Below are 14,808 nucleotides of genomic sequence, written 5' to 3'. Positions count from 1 at the left end.
GGTTCTATCTTGTACTGTTTTGGGGTGGGGGGGGCCGGGCGCTGCCGTCCCGGGTCTTGAGGCCCAAATAAAAAGATGCGGGGCCCCCGCCCCTGGCCGCGCCCACCCCTGAACCGGGCGTCCGGTCTTGCCGAGGAGTGCCGAGGAGCCGTCAGGACGAGGTGTGCGCCGCCTTGATCCGGTCCGCGATCCGCTCCGCGATCATCAGCACGGACAGCAGGGTGTTACCGCGCACCACCTCCGGCATCACCGAGGCGTCGACCACCCGCAGGCCCTCCACGCCGACGACACGGCACTCGGGGTCGACGACGGTGGCCGGATCGCCGGGCGCCCCCATGTGGACGGTGGCGGACAGATGGCCGCCGTCCCAGACCACCTTGGGCAGGTCCTCGGGGGTGGGGATGTCGGGCTTGGCCTCCAGGATCGAGGCGAACGAGGGCCTGGCCACCAGCTCGGCCACCCGGTCCAGCGCGTCGGCGGCCCGCAGCAGGTCGGACTCGTCCGTCAGCAGCCGGTGTTCGACGAAGGGCGGCACCCGGGGGTCGCGCGAGGTGAAGACCAGCTCGCCCCGGCTGAAGACCTGCTGCTGCACGATCAGCAGCCAGCTGCCGCCCATCCAGTGGTTGTTCGGGATGATCATCATGTCGTTCTCGCCCGCCCCGCCGAGGCCGGACGAGTAGCGCAGGGTGGCGTTGGTGAACCGCTCGTGGGGGCTCTGCTTGGCCTCGGTGGTGGTGGGCAGCGGGACGATGACGGTGGGGTGGTCCTGGACGCCCTGGCCCACCGGCAGGTCGGCCACGACGTCGACGCCCAGGGCGGCCAGGTCGGCGGGCCGGCCGATACCGGAACGGACGAGGATCGCGGGCGACATGAGGGCGCCGGCCGCCAGGAGCACCTCGCCGCCGGGGTTGACGTGCAGGGTCTCGCCGCCCGCCAGGCGCACCCCGGTCGCCCGCCGGCCGCCGGGCTCGACGACCACGCTGTCGACCAGGGCGTCGCCGCGCACGGTCAGGTTGGCACGGCCGCGGGCCGGCTCCAGGTAGGCGTCGTTGGTGCTGACCCGCCGGCCGTCGCGGATGTTCATGGCGAAGGGCGACAGTCCGGTGGCGCCGGGCGCATTGTGGTCCTCGGCCCACGGCACCCCGGTGTCCAGCACCGCGTCACGGAAGGCGAGGTCCACGCCGCCCCAGCCGGACCGGGGTTCACGGTAGACCGGAACCGGGCCGCCGCTGCCGTGGTACGGGGCGTCCGGGAAGTCGTGCTCGTCCTCCAGCCTGACGTAGTACGGCAGCACGTCCTCCCAGGACCAGCCTTCGGCCCCGGCCGCCACCCAGCGGTCGAAGTCCTGGGAGGTGCCGCGCAGCGCGAACAGGATGTTCACGAGCGAAGTCCCGCCCACACCGCGGCCGCGCAGGAACGGGGTGGCCTCCTGACTGGGATTCCGGCGGTTCTCAAGGTCGGGCCACCAGTAATCCGGATTGTGCGAGATCTCCAGGTCGATCTTGCGGTGCCGGAATGCCTCCGGCGAATCGGTGCTGCGGAAGTCCCGGCCGGCCTCCAGTACCAGCACGTTCACTTCGGGGTCCTCGCTGAGTCGTGCCGCAAGCACGGCGCCCGCCGAGCCGCCACCGACGACTATGTAATCCCAACCGCGGACCTCATCAGCCATTTCCATGCCTCTCGTTCGAAATATCCGGACGTTCGGGGAATGCGGTAATAACTATTGAGGCCGAGCGGCCCTGGTCAACCCCTATTGGAGGGGCCCGGAAACCCCTACGGGGGTGGGAGAGGCTTCCGGGCCCGGCAGGTGGGCCGTCAATTGGCCTCGCGTACCGCCGCGGACGAGGCCGACGGCGAGGCCCCGGAATCCTGCGCGGTGTCCGGCTCCGGGGCCGGGGCGGGTGCGGGGGCCGGGGCGGGCTTGCGCAGGCCGAGGGCGGCCAGCGCGGAGATGGCGGTGAGCGCGGCCGCGACCCAACCGGAGGTGCGCAGACCGTCGATGACGTCGGAGACCGGCGGATGCGCGCCCGCGCGGATGTCCAGCCCCGCGTTGGCGATGGCCACCAGCACGGCGAGCCCCATGGCACCGCCGACCTGCCGGAACGTCGACACCAGACCGGAGGCCACACCCTGCTCGGCGGGCGGCACCCCCTGCGCGGCGGCCACGAACATCGGCGGGAAGCCGAGCCCGCCGCCCAGCCCCCACACCAGCGCTCCCGGCAGCATCCACACGTAGGACCCGCCGTCGGTGAGGCTCGCGGAGACGCCGGCGAGCCCGATCGCGGTGAGCAGTACTCCGCTCACCACCGCGGTCCGCACCCCCCACTTGCCGATCACCTTCGGGGTGACCTTCAGGGCGGAGAACATCGAGATCGCCGTGGCCGGCACGAACGCGAGGCCCGCGTCCAGGGCGTCGTAGCCGAGGCCGTTCTGCAGGTAGGTGGTGAACAGGTAGTACGTGTAGCTGAGCCCGCCCTGGAAGACGAAGATCACGATCATCGTCGTGAGCAGGTTGCGGTTGCCGAACATCCGCAGCGGAACCAGTGGATCCCGGGTGCGCGCCTCCAGCACCACGAACAGCACGAGCAGGACGGCGCCGACCGCGACGGTGCCCGCGCCGGCGAAGGTGCCCCAGCCCTTGTCCGGCCCGCTGACCAGCCCGAAGACCACGAGGGTCAGGCCGGCCGTGGCGACCAGGGCGCCCAGCAGGTCGAACTTCTTGTCCTTCGTCGCGGAGGGCGGGTCGGCCACGAGTACCCGGGGTGCCGCCGCGGCGGCGATCAGCGCGAGCGGCACATTCACGAAGAACACCCAGGACCAGCCCAGGTAGTTGGTGAGCACACCGCCGAGCAGCGCGCCGACGGACAGGCCCGCGCCGCCCGCCGCGCCCCACACGCCCACCGCACGGTTGCGCTCACCGCCCTCGGCGAAGTTGAGGTAGATCAGCTTCAGCGTGGCGGGGGTGACCAGGGCACCGCCGAGTCCCTGGACGAAGCGCGCGCCGACCAGCAGCCCCTGGTCCGAGGAGAACCCGCCGACCAGGGAGGACAGCGCGTACAGGGCCATGGCCAGGGAGAACATCCGGCGCGGCCCGAACCGGTCCACGGCGCGTCCGCCCAGCAGCAGGAAGCCGCCGAGGCCGACGACATAGGCGCTGACCACCCACTGCAGCGACTGCGCGTTGAAGCCCAGTTCGCGTCCGATGTCAGGGAGCGCGATGAAGACGATGTTGACGTCGATGGTGGCGATGAGCTGTGCGAAGGCGAGCAGCGCAAGCCTCAGGCCCAGCCGCCGGCTCACCTGGTCCGGTGCAGCGACCATGGTCGTATGCCCTTCTTGAAGAACGGAACGGCGGAACAGAAGATCTAGGGGTGGTGTTGGTCGTAAGAGTGCGAGCCCGACGGGCGACCCCACCTACTCTGAAGTGAGCGGGACATGTCCACGAGGACCTCAAGTGACAGACATGCGGAGGATCGCGCCATGCACCGGATCGCCCTGCTCGCCGTGCCTCCCGTGACAGCCGCCGAACTGTCCATCCCGGAGATGGCCCTGGGCCTGGCGCAGGTGGACGGGCGGCCCTGCTACGAAGTGGTGCCCTGCACCACGCGGGCCGGGACGGACGTGGGCACCGGCCCCCTGCAGATCTTGCTGCGGCACGGCCTGGAGGCCCTGGAAGCGGCCGACTCGGTGCTGGTGGTGGGCGCGGGCGGCCGTGAGGAGGCGGATCCGAGACTGCTCGCGGCGCTGCGGGAGGCGGCCGCCGGGGGCAAGCGGATCGCCTCCGTGTGCGGCAGCGTCTTCGTGCTGGCGCAGGCCGGACTGCTGGACGGGCGGCGCGCCACCACGTACTGGACGTACGCGGCCGAACTGCGCCGCCGTTTCCCCCGGGTCACCGTCCAGCCGGACGTGCTGTACCTGCAGGACGGACCGGTGGTGACCTCGGCCGGGCTGGCCGCCGCACTGGACCTGTGCCTGCACATCGTCCGTACCGACTTCGGCACCGCCGTGGCCAACGACGTGGCACGCCTGGTGCTCGCGGCGCCGGTGCGCTCCGGCGAACAGACGCAGCTCATCGCGGAACCGGTTCCCGTCAGGCCGGGAATCTCGCTCGCCGACACCCGGGAGTGGGCACTGCAACGGCTGCACGAACCGCTCACCCTGGCCGACCTGGCCAGGCACCACAGCAGTAGTGTGCGGACCATCATCAGGCGGTTCCAGGCCGAGACGGGGCAGACGCCACTCCGGTGGCTTCTGGACCAACGCATAGACCGGGCACGGGAGTTGTTGGAGACTACCGATCTGGCGCTTGATCAGATCGCGCAGCGCAGCGGCATCGGTTCGGTGGATTCGCTGCGCCAGCACCTGGTCCGCCGGTCGGGCCTGACCCCGAGTGCCTACCGCGCCGCGTTCGGCCGGGCCGTCACCCATCGCTAGCGGAGGTCCCCGCCCTGTTCCGCGACGCCGCGGCCGGCGGAACCTCCGCGCGCTCCCTGAAGGGAACAGTCCATGACTCAGGCGTCACAGTCCGGCACGGGTACCGACGAGACGGTCGCCCGTATCGAGGATCTCGCGGCCGCCTCCGGCGGACTCGTGGTCCTCAACACCATCGCCCCCTCGGGCGAACCGCACTCCTCGGTGGTGAACGCCGGAGTGCTCCGCCACCCGGGGACCGGTGAGCCGGTGGTCGCGCTCGTCGCGCTCGGCGGCTCCCGCAAGCTCCGGCACCTGGCGCGGGACCCGCGCGCCGTCGTCGTGTTCCGGGACGGCCGCCGCTGGACGGCGGTACGCGGCACGACGACCGTCGTCGGCCCCGACCACCCGCACCCCGCGGTGGCACCCGAGGCGCTGCCGGGCCTGCTGCGGGACGCCTACCGCGCCGCGGGCGGCGGCGAGCATCCCGACTGGGACGAGTACGACCGCACCATGGCCGAAAGCCGGCGGGCCCTGGTCCTGCTCCCGCTCGACCACGTCTACGGCAACTACTGGCCGGTCCAGAGCTGACGCGACCCCGCCCCGGACACCCGTCAGGTCTCCGGGGCACCCCTGTTCCGTATCGGCGAACTCCCTGGCCAGGGCCGTGTTCTAGGGGTCCCCCAGAGATCTTCTGGGGTAGGCGGGGGCCTCGGCCGCTGCCTAGCGTTCCGGGCTGTGGCCCTCTCCTCCACCGGCCCCTCCGCCGGTCCCACGACCACCCGCCCGCGTCCCGCACCGAGCTTCCTGACCCTGCTTGAGCCGGGCGCCCCGCACCTGGACGCGCCCTGGCCCCTGCCCGCCTACGACCCCCACGAACGGCGCGCCGGGGACGCCCTGCTGGCACGGCTCGACCCGCTGCTCGCCGGGGTGGACGCCGACGAGATCGACCGCACCGCGGCGCTCCCCGACGGACTGGTCGAGGGGCTGCGCGCGGCCGGCTTCCTCGCGCTGCGCAACTCCGCCGCGCTCGGCGGCCTGGCGGCCTCGGACCTCAACGCCTTCCGGGTCGTGGAGAGCGCTGCGCACACCTCGGTCGCCGTGGGCCAACTGCTCGCCGTGCAGAACGGCGTAGGGGCCCCCGCACTGCTGGCGGGGCTGGCCCCCGGCCCGCTCGCCGACCTCGTCGCGGGCCATGTCGCGGCCGGCACCCTCTCGGGCTTCGGCGGCAGCGAGCCGGCCGGCCAGAACAACGCCTGGCCGGCCACCACCGCGACACCGGCCGTGGACGGTGCGTACGTCGTCGACGGCGAGAAGCTGTTCACAGGCAACGCCCCGGTCGCGGGGTTCGTCGCGGTGACCGCCACCGTGCCGGAGGACGGTCGGCGCCGGGCGGCCGTGGTCTTCCTGGAGACCGCCGGTCCCGGCGTCGAGGTCGGCGCCCGGCACACGTTCCTGGGCAGCAGAGGCCTGCCGAACGGGTCGCTGCGGTTCACCGGGGTGCGGGTGCCCGGTGCACAGGTGGTCCTCGCGGAGGAGCCGGACGTACCCGGCTTCCCGGCCGGCATCGGCCGGGTCGCCCAGGTCGGCCAGCTGGTGTTCAACGGGGCACCGGCCCTGGCGGTCGTACGGCAGAGCCTGCGCGTCCAGCGGGAGTTCGTGGCCCGGCGCACCATCGACGGACGGCCGCTGGCGTCGTACGACGCGATCCGGCGGATCGCCGCCGGGACGCTCGCCACGGGCTACGCGGCGGACAGCGTGGTGCGGTGGTGCCTGGGCGGGGGCGAGCGCGGCTTCGAACTGCTGCTCGCCAAGAACGTCCTCACCCGGGCCGCCTGGGAGATCGCCGACCGTACGGTGTCGGTGCTGGGCGGCGAGGGCCTGGAGACCGCGGCGAGCAAGCGGAGCCGCGGGGCACGCCCCGAGCCGCTGGAACGGCTGCTGCGGGACGCCCGGGGCCTCAGGGTCTCCGGCAACGTCGACTTCCTGCTGGACCTCCGGCTGGGCGGCCTGCTGCTCGCCCGGCACCGGGCCGCCGGCGACGGCGCCCCCGGCGGCCGGGCCGGGCAGCCCGCGACACCGGCCACCGCCCCGGGACCCGCCACCGACCCGGGATCCACCGCCGCGCGACCGGCCACCGACCCGGGATCCACCGCCGCACGGTCGGCCACCGGCCCGGGGGCTGCCGCCGTACGGTCGGCCGTCGAGTCCTGGCTCGCGTCCCCTCCGCCGCCGTCGTCCGGCGCCGGCCTCAGTGCCGCCAACCGGCGGCACTTCGAGGAACTCGCCCGTGATCTGCGGCATCTGGGCGGGATCTGCACGCGGTACGCCGGCTGTCCGGCCGAACCGCCGGCCGAGGCCGACCAGGAGGCGGCTCGCCTGATCGGGCGGGCGGCGGGCGAACTGCTCGCCGTGTTCGCGGTCCTCGCCCGGGTCGGCTCCGAGGACGCCCGCTCCGAGGCGCGGCAGGAGCTGGCCGACGTCCACTGCTCGGCCGCCCGGCACCGCATCGACGGGCTGTGGCGGCGGCTCGCCGCACACGGCGCGGATCCGGCGCCCGTCCATCGGTCGGTGAGCCGCGACTGGTTCGACACCTCCGACCTCGACTTCCTCATCCGTCCCTGACGTCTCCGAGCCCCTGGGGGAGATCCCTTGACGACCCATCAGCAGGACACCGCCCGGCTCCCCGAGGTGCTGGACGGTTTCGACCTGACCGACCAGGCCCGGTGGGCGGCCGGCATCCCCTACGACCTGTTCGCACGGCTGCGTCGCGAGGCCCCGGTGCTGCGCCATCCGCCGGGACACATGCCCGACGGAGACGGCTTCTGGGTGCTCACCCGGTACGAGGACATCGCGCTCGCCGCCGACGGCGACCCCGTCCCCTTCTCGGCACAGGGCGGCGGCGGCCGGGCCGGCGGCGGCTCACACCTGGAGGACCTGGAGATCGGCGTGCACGCCGGGGTCTTCCTGCCGATGACGGACGATCCACGGCACGCGCTGCTGCGCACCGCCTTCACTCCGTGGACCCGGCCGTCCGAGGCGCTGGTGGCCCAGCTCCGCGCGGCGGCGGACGAACTCGTCGCGGCGGCCGTCGCCCAGGGCACCTGCAACGCGGCCGACCTCGCGGAACGGTACGCGGCCCGGGCCGCCGCCCTGCTGCTGGGCGTTTCCCCGGAGGACCGGCCGCGGGTGGAGGCGTGGGCGCACCAGGTGTGCGGCTTCGTGGACCGCAGGACCGGGATCGCCGATGCGAACGCACGCCGTGTCTTCGCCGAGATCCAGTCCTACGCCGGGGACCTGCTCGACGACCGGCGCCGGGCCCCGCGCTCCGACGCGACCTCCGTCCTCGCCGCCGCCGAACTCCCCGAAGGCCTCGGGCAGCCGCCGATCAGCGCCGCCGAGCGCGAACTGAACTTCCTGCACCTGCTGATGACCGGCATCGAGCAGCCCCGCAACACCCTCGCGGGCGGTCTCGAAGGCTTCCTGAGCCACCCCGCCGAGTGGGCACGGCTGCGGGCCGACCGCGGCCTGCTCCCCTCGGCGGTGGAGGAGGTGCTGCGCTGGGCCCCGCCCAATCCGTTCAACCGGCGCACCGCCACCCGTGACGTACGGCTGCGGGACACGCTCGTCCGGGCCGGGGACAAGGTCACTCTGTGGTGGCCGTCGGCCAACCGTGACGAGACCGTCTTCGCCGACCCGGACCGTTTCGACATCGGCCGGGACCCCAATCCCCATCTGAGCTTCGGCCGCGGCACCCACTTCTGCATGGGCGACCGGTTCGCCCGTGTGCAGATCGCCGCGTTCCTGGAGGCGCTGCTGGACCGGGCGGCCGAACTGCGTCCCGCCGGGCCCGCGTCCTGGGCCCCCGTCAACAAGCACACCGTGGTGCTCGACCTGCCCGTGGAGTTCCTGCCAGCGGCCTCCGCGACCCACCACCCCGCCGACGACAGGAGTCAGCGATGACCGAGGCACCCCCCATCGACGCCGGACTGGTGTCCCAGCTCCTTCCCTTCAATCCCTTCGACCCCGCCTTCCACGCCGACCCCTACCCGATTCTGAGGCGGATCCGGGAGCAGTCGCCGGGTGCCGTACGGATGCCCGCGGGCGTGGTGACGGTCCTGGGCCACCAGGAGGTGTCCCGGGTGCTCAGCGACCCGAACTTCGGGTGGGGCGACGGAGACGCGGTCAAACAGCAGGAAGTCTCCCTGGACGGCGGGAAGCCCGTGCGCATCCTGGCGTTCATGGACCCGCCGGACCACACCCGGCTGCGCGGACTGGTCTCCAAGGCGTTCACCCCGCGCACGGTGGCGCGGCTGCGGCCCCGGATGGAGCAGATCACCGACGACCTGATCGCCACCGCGCTCGCCGCCTCCCCCGACGGCCACATCGACCTCGTGGCCTCGTTGTTCCGGCCGCTCGGCGGGCTCGTGCTCACCGAGATGCTCGGGATACCGGAGGAGTACCACGCCAAGGCCTTCGACTTCTCCATGGACAGCGCGCGCGGACTCGACCCCGACTTCACCCTCACCCCCGAGCAGGCCGCGAAGCGGGACGAGGGCCGGCTCTGGTTCGCCGAGCTCACCCGGAATCTGGCCGAACAGCGCCGCTCCGAACCCGGCGACGACCTGATCACCGAGCTGGTCAACGCCGAGCAGGACGGCGAACGGCTCACCGAGACCGAGCTGGTCTCCATCTGCGTCAACCTGCTCGCGGCGGGCTTCGGGGCGACCACCGCGCAGATGGCGAACTCCGCGCTGGCGCTGCTCCAGCACGTCGACCAGCTGGCGTGGCTGCGTGAGCACCCCGAGGGCATCAACGGCGCCACCGAGGAACTCCTGCGCTTCGACGGCCCGTTGTTCCTGCTCACCCGAAGCGCCTTCCGGGACACTGAGGTGGGCGGGCTGCCGATCGCGGCCGGCGAACAGATCTTCCTGTCCATGGGCTCGGCGAGCCACGACCCGGCGGTGTACGACGACCCGGACCGGCTGGACCTGTCGCGTACCCCGCACAAGGTGCTCGGCTACGGCCACGGCATCCACTTCTGCGTGGCGGCCCCGATCGCCCGGATGACGACCCAGACGGCGCTCGCCGCGCTGGCCCGGCACGACGTCGAACTCGCCACGGAAACACCCGAGTTCAACGGGGCACTGGTCATCCGGACCCTGGCGAGCCTGCCGGTGCGACTCGCTCCGCGCGGCTGAGCCGAAGGTGTCGCGGACCGAGGGACACGAAGCGCACGGCGCGGCCCGGCCGTAGAGGCCGCGAACCGTAGGCCGCGAGCCGGAACATGAAGGACCAGGGGATTCCCCGCCGGGAGACACGGCGGGGAATCCCTTGTGTGACGACACGGACGGTGCCACCGCGAGGGCATGCCACCAGGGCGTGCACGCCGCGCAGGAGGCAGTGCGGAGGCCGCGCGGGCGCAGTGCGGAGACCGTGCGGCGGCGGCGCGGCGGCAGCACGGACCCGGTGCCGGCACCACGCGGCCTCGGCCCCACCCCGTCTCTCTCGGCCCCACCCCGTCTCTCTCGGCCCCACACCCACGCCCCTGCCCCACATCATCAGCCCCCGCACATGCCCCGGTCCCGCACGCAAGCTCGGCGTGCGGGGCCGGAGGTGGTCGGGCGGGCCGGGGTCAGTGGCGGAGGCTGCTCAGGAGGTGGTCCATGTGGGCCAGGGTGGTGGGGCCGGTGCCGCTTGCCGCGACGAAGCCGTCGGGGCGCAGCAGGACATAGCCGTTCCTGGTCCGGGAGACGGTGTGCACATGGCGGACCAGCGGGGCGTGGCGCTCGGCGAGGTCCTCGGCCGCCTCGCGGCGGGCGGTGGACCCGGTGCCCAGGGTCAGCAGCTGGAACTGCGGCGCACCGGAGGACGGCCTGGGCAGCCACCTGGAGCCCCGGGTACCGGGCGCGGGCAGCAGCAGGCCACGTGCCGGGACCCGCCCCGCGGGTGCGGTCCCGGCCTGCGCCAGCAGCGGTGTGGTGTACCGCATCCGCCGGCCGGCCAGCAGGGGGGTGAACCAGCGCCGGAGCATCCCGGTCGCCTCCAGGAGCCGCCAGCCCGCGTTGCGCAGCCGGGCACCCACGGGACCGAGCAGGAACATGCGGGCGGCTCGGCGCGTGTTGCCGACAACCTGCTCGGCGGCCTGGCGTCGCTCCGTCTCGTAGGTGTCGAGCACGGCCTCCGCGAGCCGTCCGGTCAGGACGCCGCCGAGTTTCCAGGCCAGGTTGTGGACGTCCTGAAGGCCGAGGTTGAGGCCTTGCCCGCCGATCGGGGAGTGGGTGTGCGCCGCGTCGCCGACGAGGAAGCAGCGCCCGACCCGGAACCGCTCGGCGACGCGCTCCTGGCTTGCGAACGTGGTGATGCCCCGCAGGCTGCGCACCCGCAGTCCGCCGGGCCCGCGTTCGTCCAGCAGCCGTTGCACCGTCGGCTCGGTCAGTGGCGTGTCCTCGCCCACCGGGGCGCCCATCCGCACGGTGCCGCCGCGCAGCGGCGCGAACACCATGGATCCGGTGCTGCGCAGGAAGTAGTGGACGGCGCCCCGTTCGAAGTCACCGTCGACCTCGCCCTCGGTGACCAGATAGCGCCCCGGCACGGGCCCGCCCCGGAAGGGGATGCCGAGCAGTTCGCGTACCGTGCTGCGGACCCCGTCGGCTCCGACCAGCCGGCCGGCGGTCAGCCGCAGCGGCGTCCCGTCGGCTCCTTCGGCCGTCACCGTGACCGTGTCGTCGCCGGGTTCGAGCGCGGTGACCCGGGTGGACCACTCGACACGGCCGCCGAGTTCGGTCAGCCGCTCTTCCAGCAGCCGGGCCGTCTCTTCCTGCGGCAGCAGCAACGCACCGTTCGCCGCGCCGAGTTCGCTGCGCAGCCGGGTACCGCCGGTGAGGTGGTAGGTGAGCGCCCGTACCCCAAGCCCGCGCTCCAGAGCGGTCTCCCGCACGCCGAGGCCGGCGAACACCTCCAGCGCCGGCGGCCACAGCAGCACGGCCCGTGAGCCTTCGGCGCGCCCGGCGGCCGCGTCCAGGACCCGTACCGGAACACCCTGTTGCAGCAGTGCGCAGGCGAGAGCGAGGCCGCAGGGCCCGGCGCCGACGATCACCACGGGGGAACCGGCGTACGGTTCCGGGGACTTCTCGGTCATGCGGAACCCTCCTTTGCCGAGGGGAGCACCGCGGTCAGCCATTCCCGGATGCGCCGGGCGGCGTTCCGCGCGTGTTCCTCGATGACGGTGTAGTGGTCGCCGGGGACATCGCTGAGGTCGTGCGGCAGGGGCCAGGCTCCGGTCCCGGGGACGGCGTCCGGCCAGCCCGGCGCCTGCCTCAGGGGGCGCAGGACCAGGGTGCGGGCCCGGACGGGCGAGGGCCGCCAGCCGGCCAGCAGGTCCAGGTAGGCGCCCATGGCGGTGAGCCGGGTGTCGTCGAGGGGCAGCAGGTCGCCCATGGTCCGGGGAACGGCCCGCAGCAGTGCCGGGGCGAGCGCGTCGAGCGTGCCGTCGCCCAGGGTGTGGGTGTCGATCAGGACGACGGCCGCGGGCCGTTCGCCCAGGCTCTCCAGCCGGGCCGCGACGGCGTGCGCCAGCAGACCGCCCGAGGAGTAGCCCACCAGGACGGTGTCCTCGCCCGTCGGCCGGGCGTCGCGCACGGCCTGGGTGGCGGCGTCGACGACGGCGCCGAGGCTCTCGGGGAGCGGTTCGCCGGCCAGATAGCCGGGCAGGGAGAGCGCTGTGACGTTTCCGGCACCCTCGGCGTAGTGGGCGGCGAAGCGGGCGTACTGGTGCGGTCCCGAGGTGGGCAGCACGGTGGGGAAGCACAGCAGCGCGGGACCGTCGCCGCCCCGCGTCAGCGGGCTGCGGGCCACGTCGAGCCGGCCGGCTCCGGCGCGCGGCCGCAGCCGGGCCGCCCGGGCCAGCAGATCCAGGTACGCGCCGGTGCCGGTGTCGGGCGCGCTGCCCAGCAGGGAGACGAGCAGGCTGTCCGCGATGGGTTCCGGGCCCGGCGCGGGCGGGGCGAACTGGATATCTGGGATCTTCGAGATATCCAAGATGTTCAGGGCGGCCGGGGTAGCCGATACGGCGCCGACGTCCGGTTCCCCGGTCGGCAGGTCGGCGAGGTGGCGGGCGAGCGCCTCCGGGGTGCGGTGCTCGTACAGGGTCCCCGTGGCCAGCCGCACGCCGAGAACCGCGCCGATCCGGTTGCGGAGTTCTACGGTGGTCAGGGAGTCCATCCCGAGTTCGAGGAAGCTTCGCCTCTGGTCGAGACCTCCGGGGTCGCGGTGGCCGAGGACCGCCGCGGCCTCCGTGCGGACGGCGTCCAGCAGGACCCGGCGCCGCTCGTCCGGTGCCAGGCCGGTGAGCCGCAGGGCGCCCGCCTGGGCGGCCGGCGATGTCCGCCGGGCGGCCGCGACCTCGGGGAGGTCGCCGACGAGGGGGCTGGGCCGGGTGGCGGCGAAGCGTTCCAGGAAGCGGGCCCAGCGCAGGTCGGCGACGAGCACCGAGGTGTCGCCGTACCGGAGCGTGCGGTCGAGGGCGGCGAGGGCCGTCTCGGCGGGCATGGCGGGTAGCCCGCGTCCCTCCAGCCGGCGCCTGCGGTCCTCCTCCAGCCGGCGGGCCTCCGGTTCGTCGCTGTCGTTCGCCCAGGCACCCCAGGCCACCGAGGTGGCGGGCAGTCCGTGGGCGCGGCGGTGTTCCGCGAGGGCGTCCAGGTAGGCGTTGGCGGCGGCGAACGGGCCGAGGCCGACACCGCCGCCGAGGACGGCGGTGAAGGAGGAGAACAGGACGAAGGCCGACAGGTTCCGGTCGAGGGTGAGTTCGTGCAGATTGCGGGCCGCGCGTGCCTTGGCGGCGAGAACCCGGTCGAGGCGCTCGGGGGTGAAGTCGGCGAGCGGCGCCTCTTCGAGCAGTTGGGCGGTGTGCACCACGGCGGTCAGCGGGGCGTCCGCGGGTACGGTCGCGAGCAGGGCGGCCAGCGCGTCCCGGTCGGCGGAGTCGCACTCCGCGACGGTGACCTCGCAGCCCGACGCCCGCAGGTCCGCGACGAGTCCACCGTCCGGCGGCGGTCCGGCCGGTCCGGCCGGTCCGGCCGGTCCGGCCGGGGCGGTCGTGAGGAGCAGGTGCGTGGCGCCGGAACGCGCGAGGCGGCGCGCGACATGAGCGCCGTACTCGCCCGTGCCGTCCGTCACCAGCACGGTGCCGGACCAGCTCGGAGTGGCGTCGGCGGTCCGGGCCGCCGCGCTGACCGGCAGGAGCCGCCGGGCGAACAGGGCGGCGGGCCGCACGGCCAGTTGGTCCTCCCCGTCGGACCGGGCGAGCGCCCCGGCGACCCGTTGCCAGCCTCGCTCGTCGATGCCGTCGGGCAGGTCGAGCAGGCCTCCCCAGGTCCGTGGGTACTCCAGTGCGGCGACCGTGCCGAGGCCCCACACCTGGGCCTGGGCCGGGCTGCGCACCGGATCCGGATCGGCGGTGCCCACCGCCCCCTGGGTGAGCGTCCACACCCGGGCCTCGGCGCCGGTGTCGGCGAGCGCCTGGAGCAGCAGCAGAGTCCCGACGAGACCGCTGGTGGAGGCGGGCAGTCCGGGCGCCGGGGACTCGTCCGGCGGCAGCAGGTTCAATACACCGGCGAGCCCGTCCCGGACGGGCTCGCGCAGTCGCGCGGCGAGTCCGTCCCGTCCCTCCGCCGGGTCGACGGCGACCCGCAGCACGTCGGCGCCGGCGGCGCGCAGGGCCCGTTCCGCACCGGCCGCGAGTCCGTCCGGGGCCGCGCCGTCGGCGCGCGCGGGCAGGGCGACCAGCCAGGTGCCGCTCAGGGCCGGGGTGGTGTGCTCGGTCATGGGGTGCCAGCCGATCCGGTACCGCAGCGGGTCGGCGACGGAGGAGTCCGCCCGGCCCGGCGCGAATCGCGCGGACGGCCAGTGCCGGGTGCGCTGGAAGGGGTACGTCGGCAGTTCGACCCGGCGGACACCGGGACCTGCGAACACCGCCTCCCAGTCGGGCCGTACGCCCTTGGTCCACGCCTGCCCCAGCGAGAGGTGGAACCGGCGCGGTCCCCCGTCATCACGGCGCAGGGTGCCGACGACGGCGACCTCGGCCTCCCGGGCCAGGGCGGTGTCCTCGATGCCGGGGGTGAGTACCGGGTGTGCGCTCGATTCGACGAATATGGCGTGTCCGTCGGTGAGGAGTGTTTCGACGGTGGTCTGGAAGCGTACGGGGCGTCGGCAGTTCTCGTACCAGTAGGCGGCGGTCAGTTCTTGCCCATCGATCACTTGTCCGGTGACGGTGGAGTAGAGGGGGATGCGGGAGGGGCTGGGTCGTACGAAGGCGAGTTGTTCCAGGATTCGTTCGCGCAAGGGCTCCACCTGGGCGGAGTGCGAGGCGACCGTGGCGGGCACGATTCGCGCCCGTAT

9 protein-coding genes are annotated in these 14,808 nt (G+C 73.7%); 5 read left to right on the top strand and 4 right to left on the bottom strand.

Annotated features, from left to right (window positions below; all coding sequences use genetic code 11):
• Positions 1-151: 151 nt before the first annotated feature.
• A complete protein-coding gene (locus ACFWPS_RS42805; protein WP_383716448.1) occupies positions 152-1,669 on the bottom strand; it encodes a GMC family oxidoreductase in 1,518 nt (505 codons plus the stop codon).
• 146 nt (positions 1,670-1,815) lie between these two features.
• Positions 1,816-3,321 carry an MFS transporter gene (locus tag ACFWPS_RS42800; protein ID WP_383716445.1) on the bottom strand — a complete coding sequence of 502 codons (1,506 nt, stop codon included), beginning with the start codon at positions 3,319-3,321 and terminating at the stop codon, positions 1,816-1,818.
• A gap of 159 nt (positions 3,322-3,480) precedes the next feature.
• Here ACFWPS_RS42800 and ACFWPS_RS42795 point away from each other — a divergent pair, with 159 nt between their 5' ends.
• The 5 genes from ACFWPS_RS42795 to ACFWPS_RS42775 all read left to right on the top strand — a co-directional run bounded on the left by ACFWPS_RS42795 (position 3,481) and on the right by ACFWPS_RS42775 (position 9,611).
• Entirely contained in the window at positions 3,481-4,434 is a 954-nt protein-coding gene (locus tag ACFWPS_RS42795; protein ID WP_383716443.1) for a GlxA family transcriptional regulator, read from the top strand.
• Positions 4,435-4,506: 72 nt separating this feature from the next.
• Positions 4,507-5,001 carry a pyridoxamine 5'-phosphate oxidase family protein gene (locus ACFWPS_RS42790; RefSeq protein WP_383716440.1) on the top strand — a complete coding sequence of 165 codons (495 nt, stop codon included), beginning with the start codon at positions 4,507-4,509 and terminating at the stop codon, positions 4,999-5,001.
• A gap of 147 nt (positions 5,002-5,148) precedes the next feature.
• Positions 5,149-7,035 (top strand): acyl-CoA dehydrogenase family protein, encoded by a 1,887-nt coding sequence (locus ACFWPS_RS42785; RefSeq protein WP_383716436.1) that lies wholly within the window; start codon positions 5,149-5,151, stop codon positions 7,033-7,035.
• A 27-nt stretch (positions 7,036-7,062) separates the two neighbouring features.
• Complete coding sequence (locus ACFWPS_RS42780; RefSeq protein WP_383716433.1) at positions 7,063-8,373, top strand: cytochrome P450; 1,311 nt, start codon at positions 7,063-7,065, stop codon at positions 8,371-8,373.
• Positions 8,370-9,611, top strand: coding sequence for a cytochrome P450 (locus tag ACFWPS_RS42775; protein WP_383716430.1), 1,242 nt, complete (start codon positions 8,370-8,372; stop codon positions 9,609-9,611). Before ACFWPS_RS42780 ends, ACFWPS_RS42775 begins: the two co-directional genes overlap by 4 nt.
• Before the next feature lie 434 nt (positions 9,612-10,045).
• Here ACFWPS_RS42775 and ACFWPS_RS42770 read toward each other — a convergent pair whose 3' ends face one another.
• Positions 10,046-11,551, bottom strand: a complete 1,506-nt coding sequence (locus tag ACFWPS_RS42770; RefSeq protein ID WP_383716428.1) for an FAD-dependent oxidoreductase — start codon at positions 11,549-11,551, stop codon at positions 10,046-10,048.
• Entirely contained in the window at positions 11,548-14,793 is a 3,246-nt protein-coding gene (locus tag ACFWPS_RS42765) for a KR domain-containing protein (protein WP_383716425.1), read from the bottom strand. Before ACFWPS_RS42765 ends, ACFWPS_RS42770 begins: the two co-directional genes overlap by 4 nt.
• Positions 14,794-14,808: the final 15 nt, after the last annotated feature.

The organism is Streptomyces sp. NPDC058457 (assembly GCF_042720695.1).
Lineage (GTDB): Bacteria > Actinomycetota > Actinomycetes > Streptomycetales > Streptomycetaceae > Streptomyces.
Note: the sequence above shows the minus strand (reverse complement) of the source record. Positions and strands in the feature narration are given on the sequence as shown.

Bases quoted from the DNA above. Each gene is read 5' to 3' on its own strand.
- ACFWPS_RS42775 (WP_383716430.1), top strand. From the start codon at position 8,370: ATGACCGAGGCACCCCCCATCGACGCCGGACTGGTGTCCCAGCTCCTT.
- ACFWPS_RS42790 (WP_383716440.1), top strand. From the start codon at position 4,507: ATGACTCAGGCGTCACAGTCCGGCACGGGTACCGACGAGACGGTCGCC.
- ACFWPS_RS42800 (WP_383716445.1), bottom strand. From the start codon at position 3,321: ATGGTCGCTGCACCGGACCAGGTGAGCCGGCGGCTGGGCCTGAGGCTT.
- ACFWPS_RS42795 (WP_383716443.1), top strand. From the start codon at position 3,481: ATGCACCGGATCGCCCTGCTCGCCGTGCCTCCCGTGACAGCCGCCGAA.
- ACFWPS_RS42770 (WP_383716428.1), bottom strand. From the start codon at position 11,551: ATGACCGAGAAGTCCCCGGAACCGTACGCCGGTTCCCCCGTGGTGATC.
- ACFWPS_RS42805 (WP_383716448.1), bottom strand. From the start codon at position 1,669: ATGGCTGATGAGGTCCGCGGTTGGGATTACATAGTCGTCGGTGGCGGC.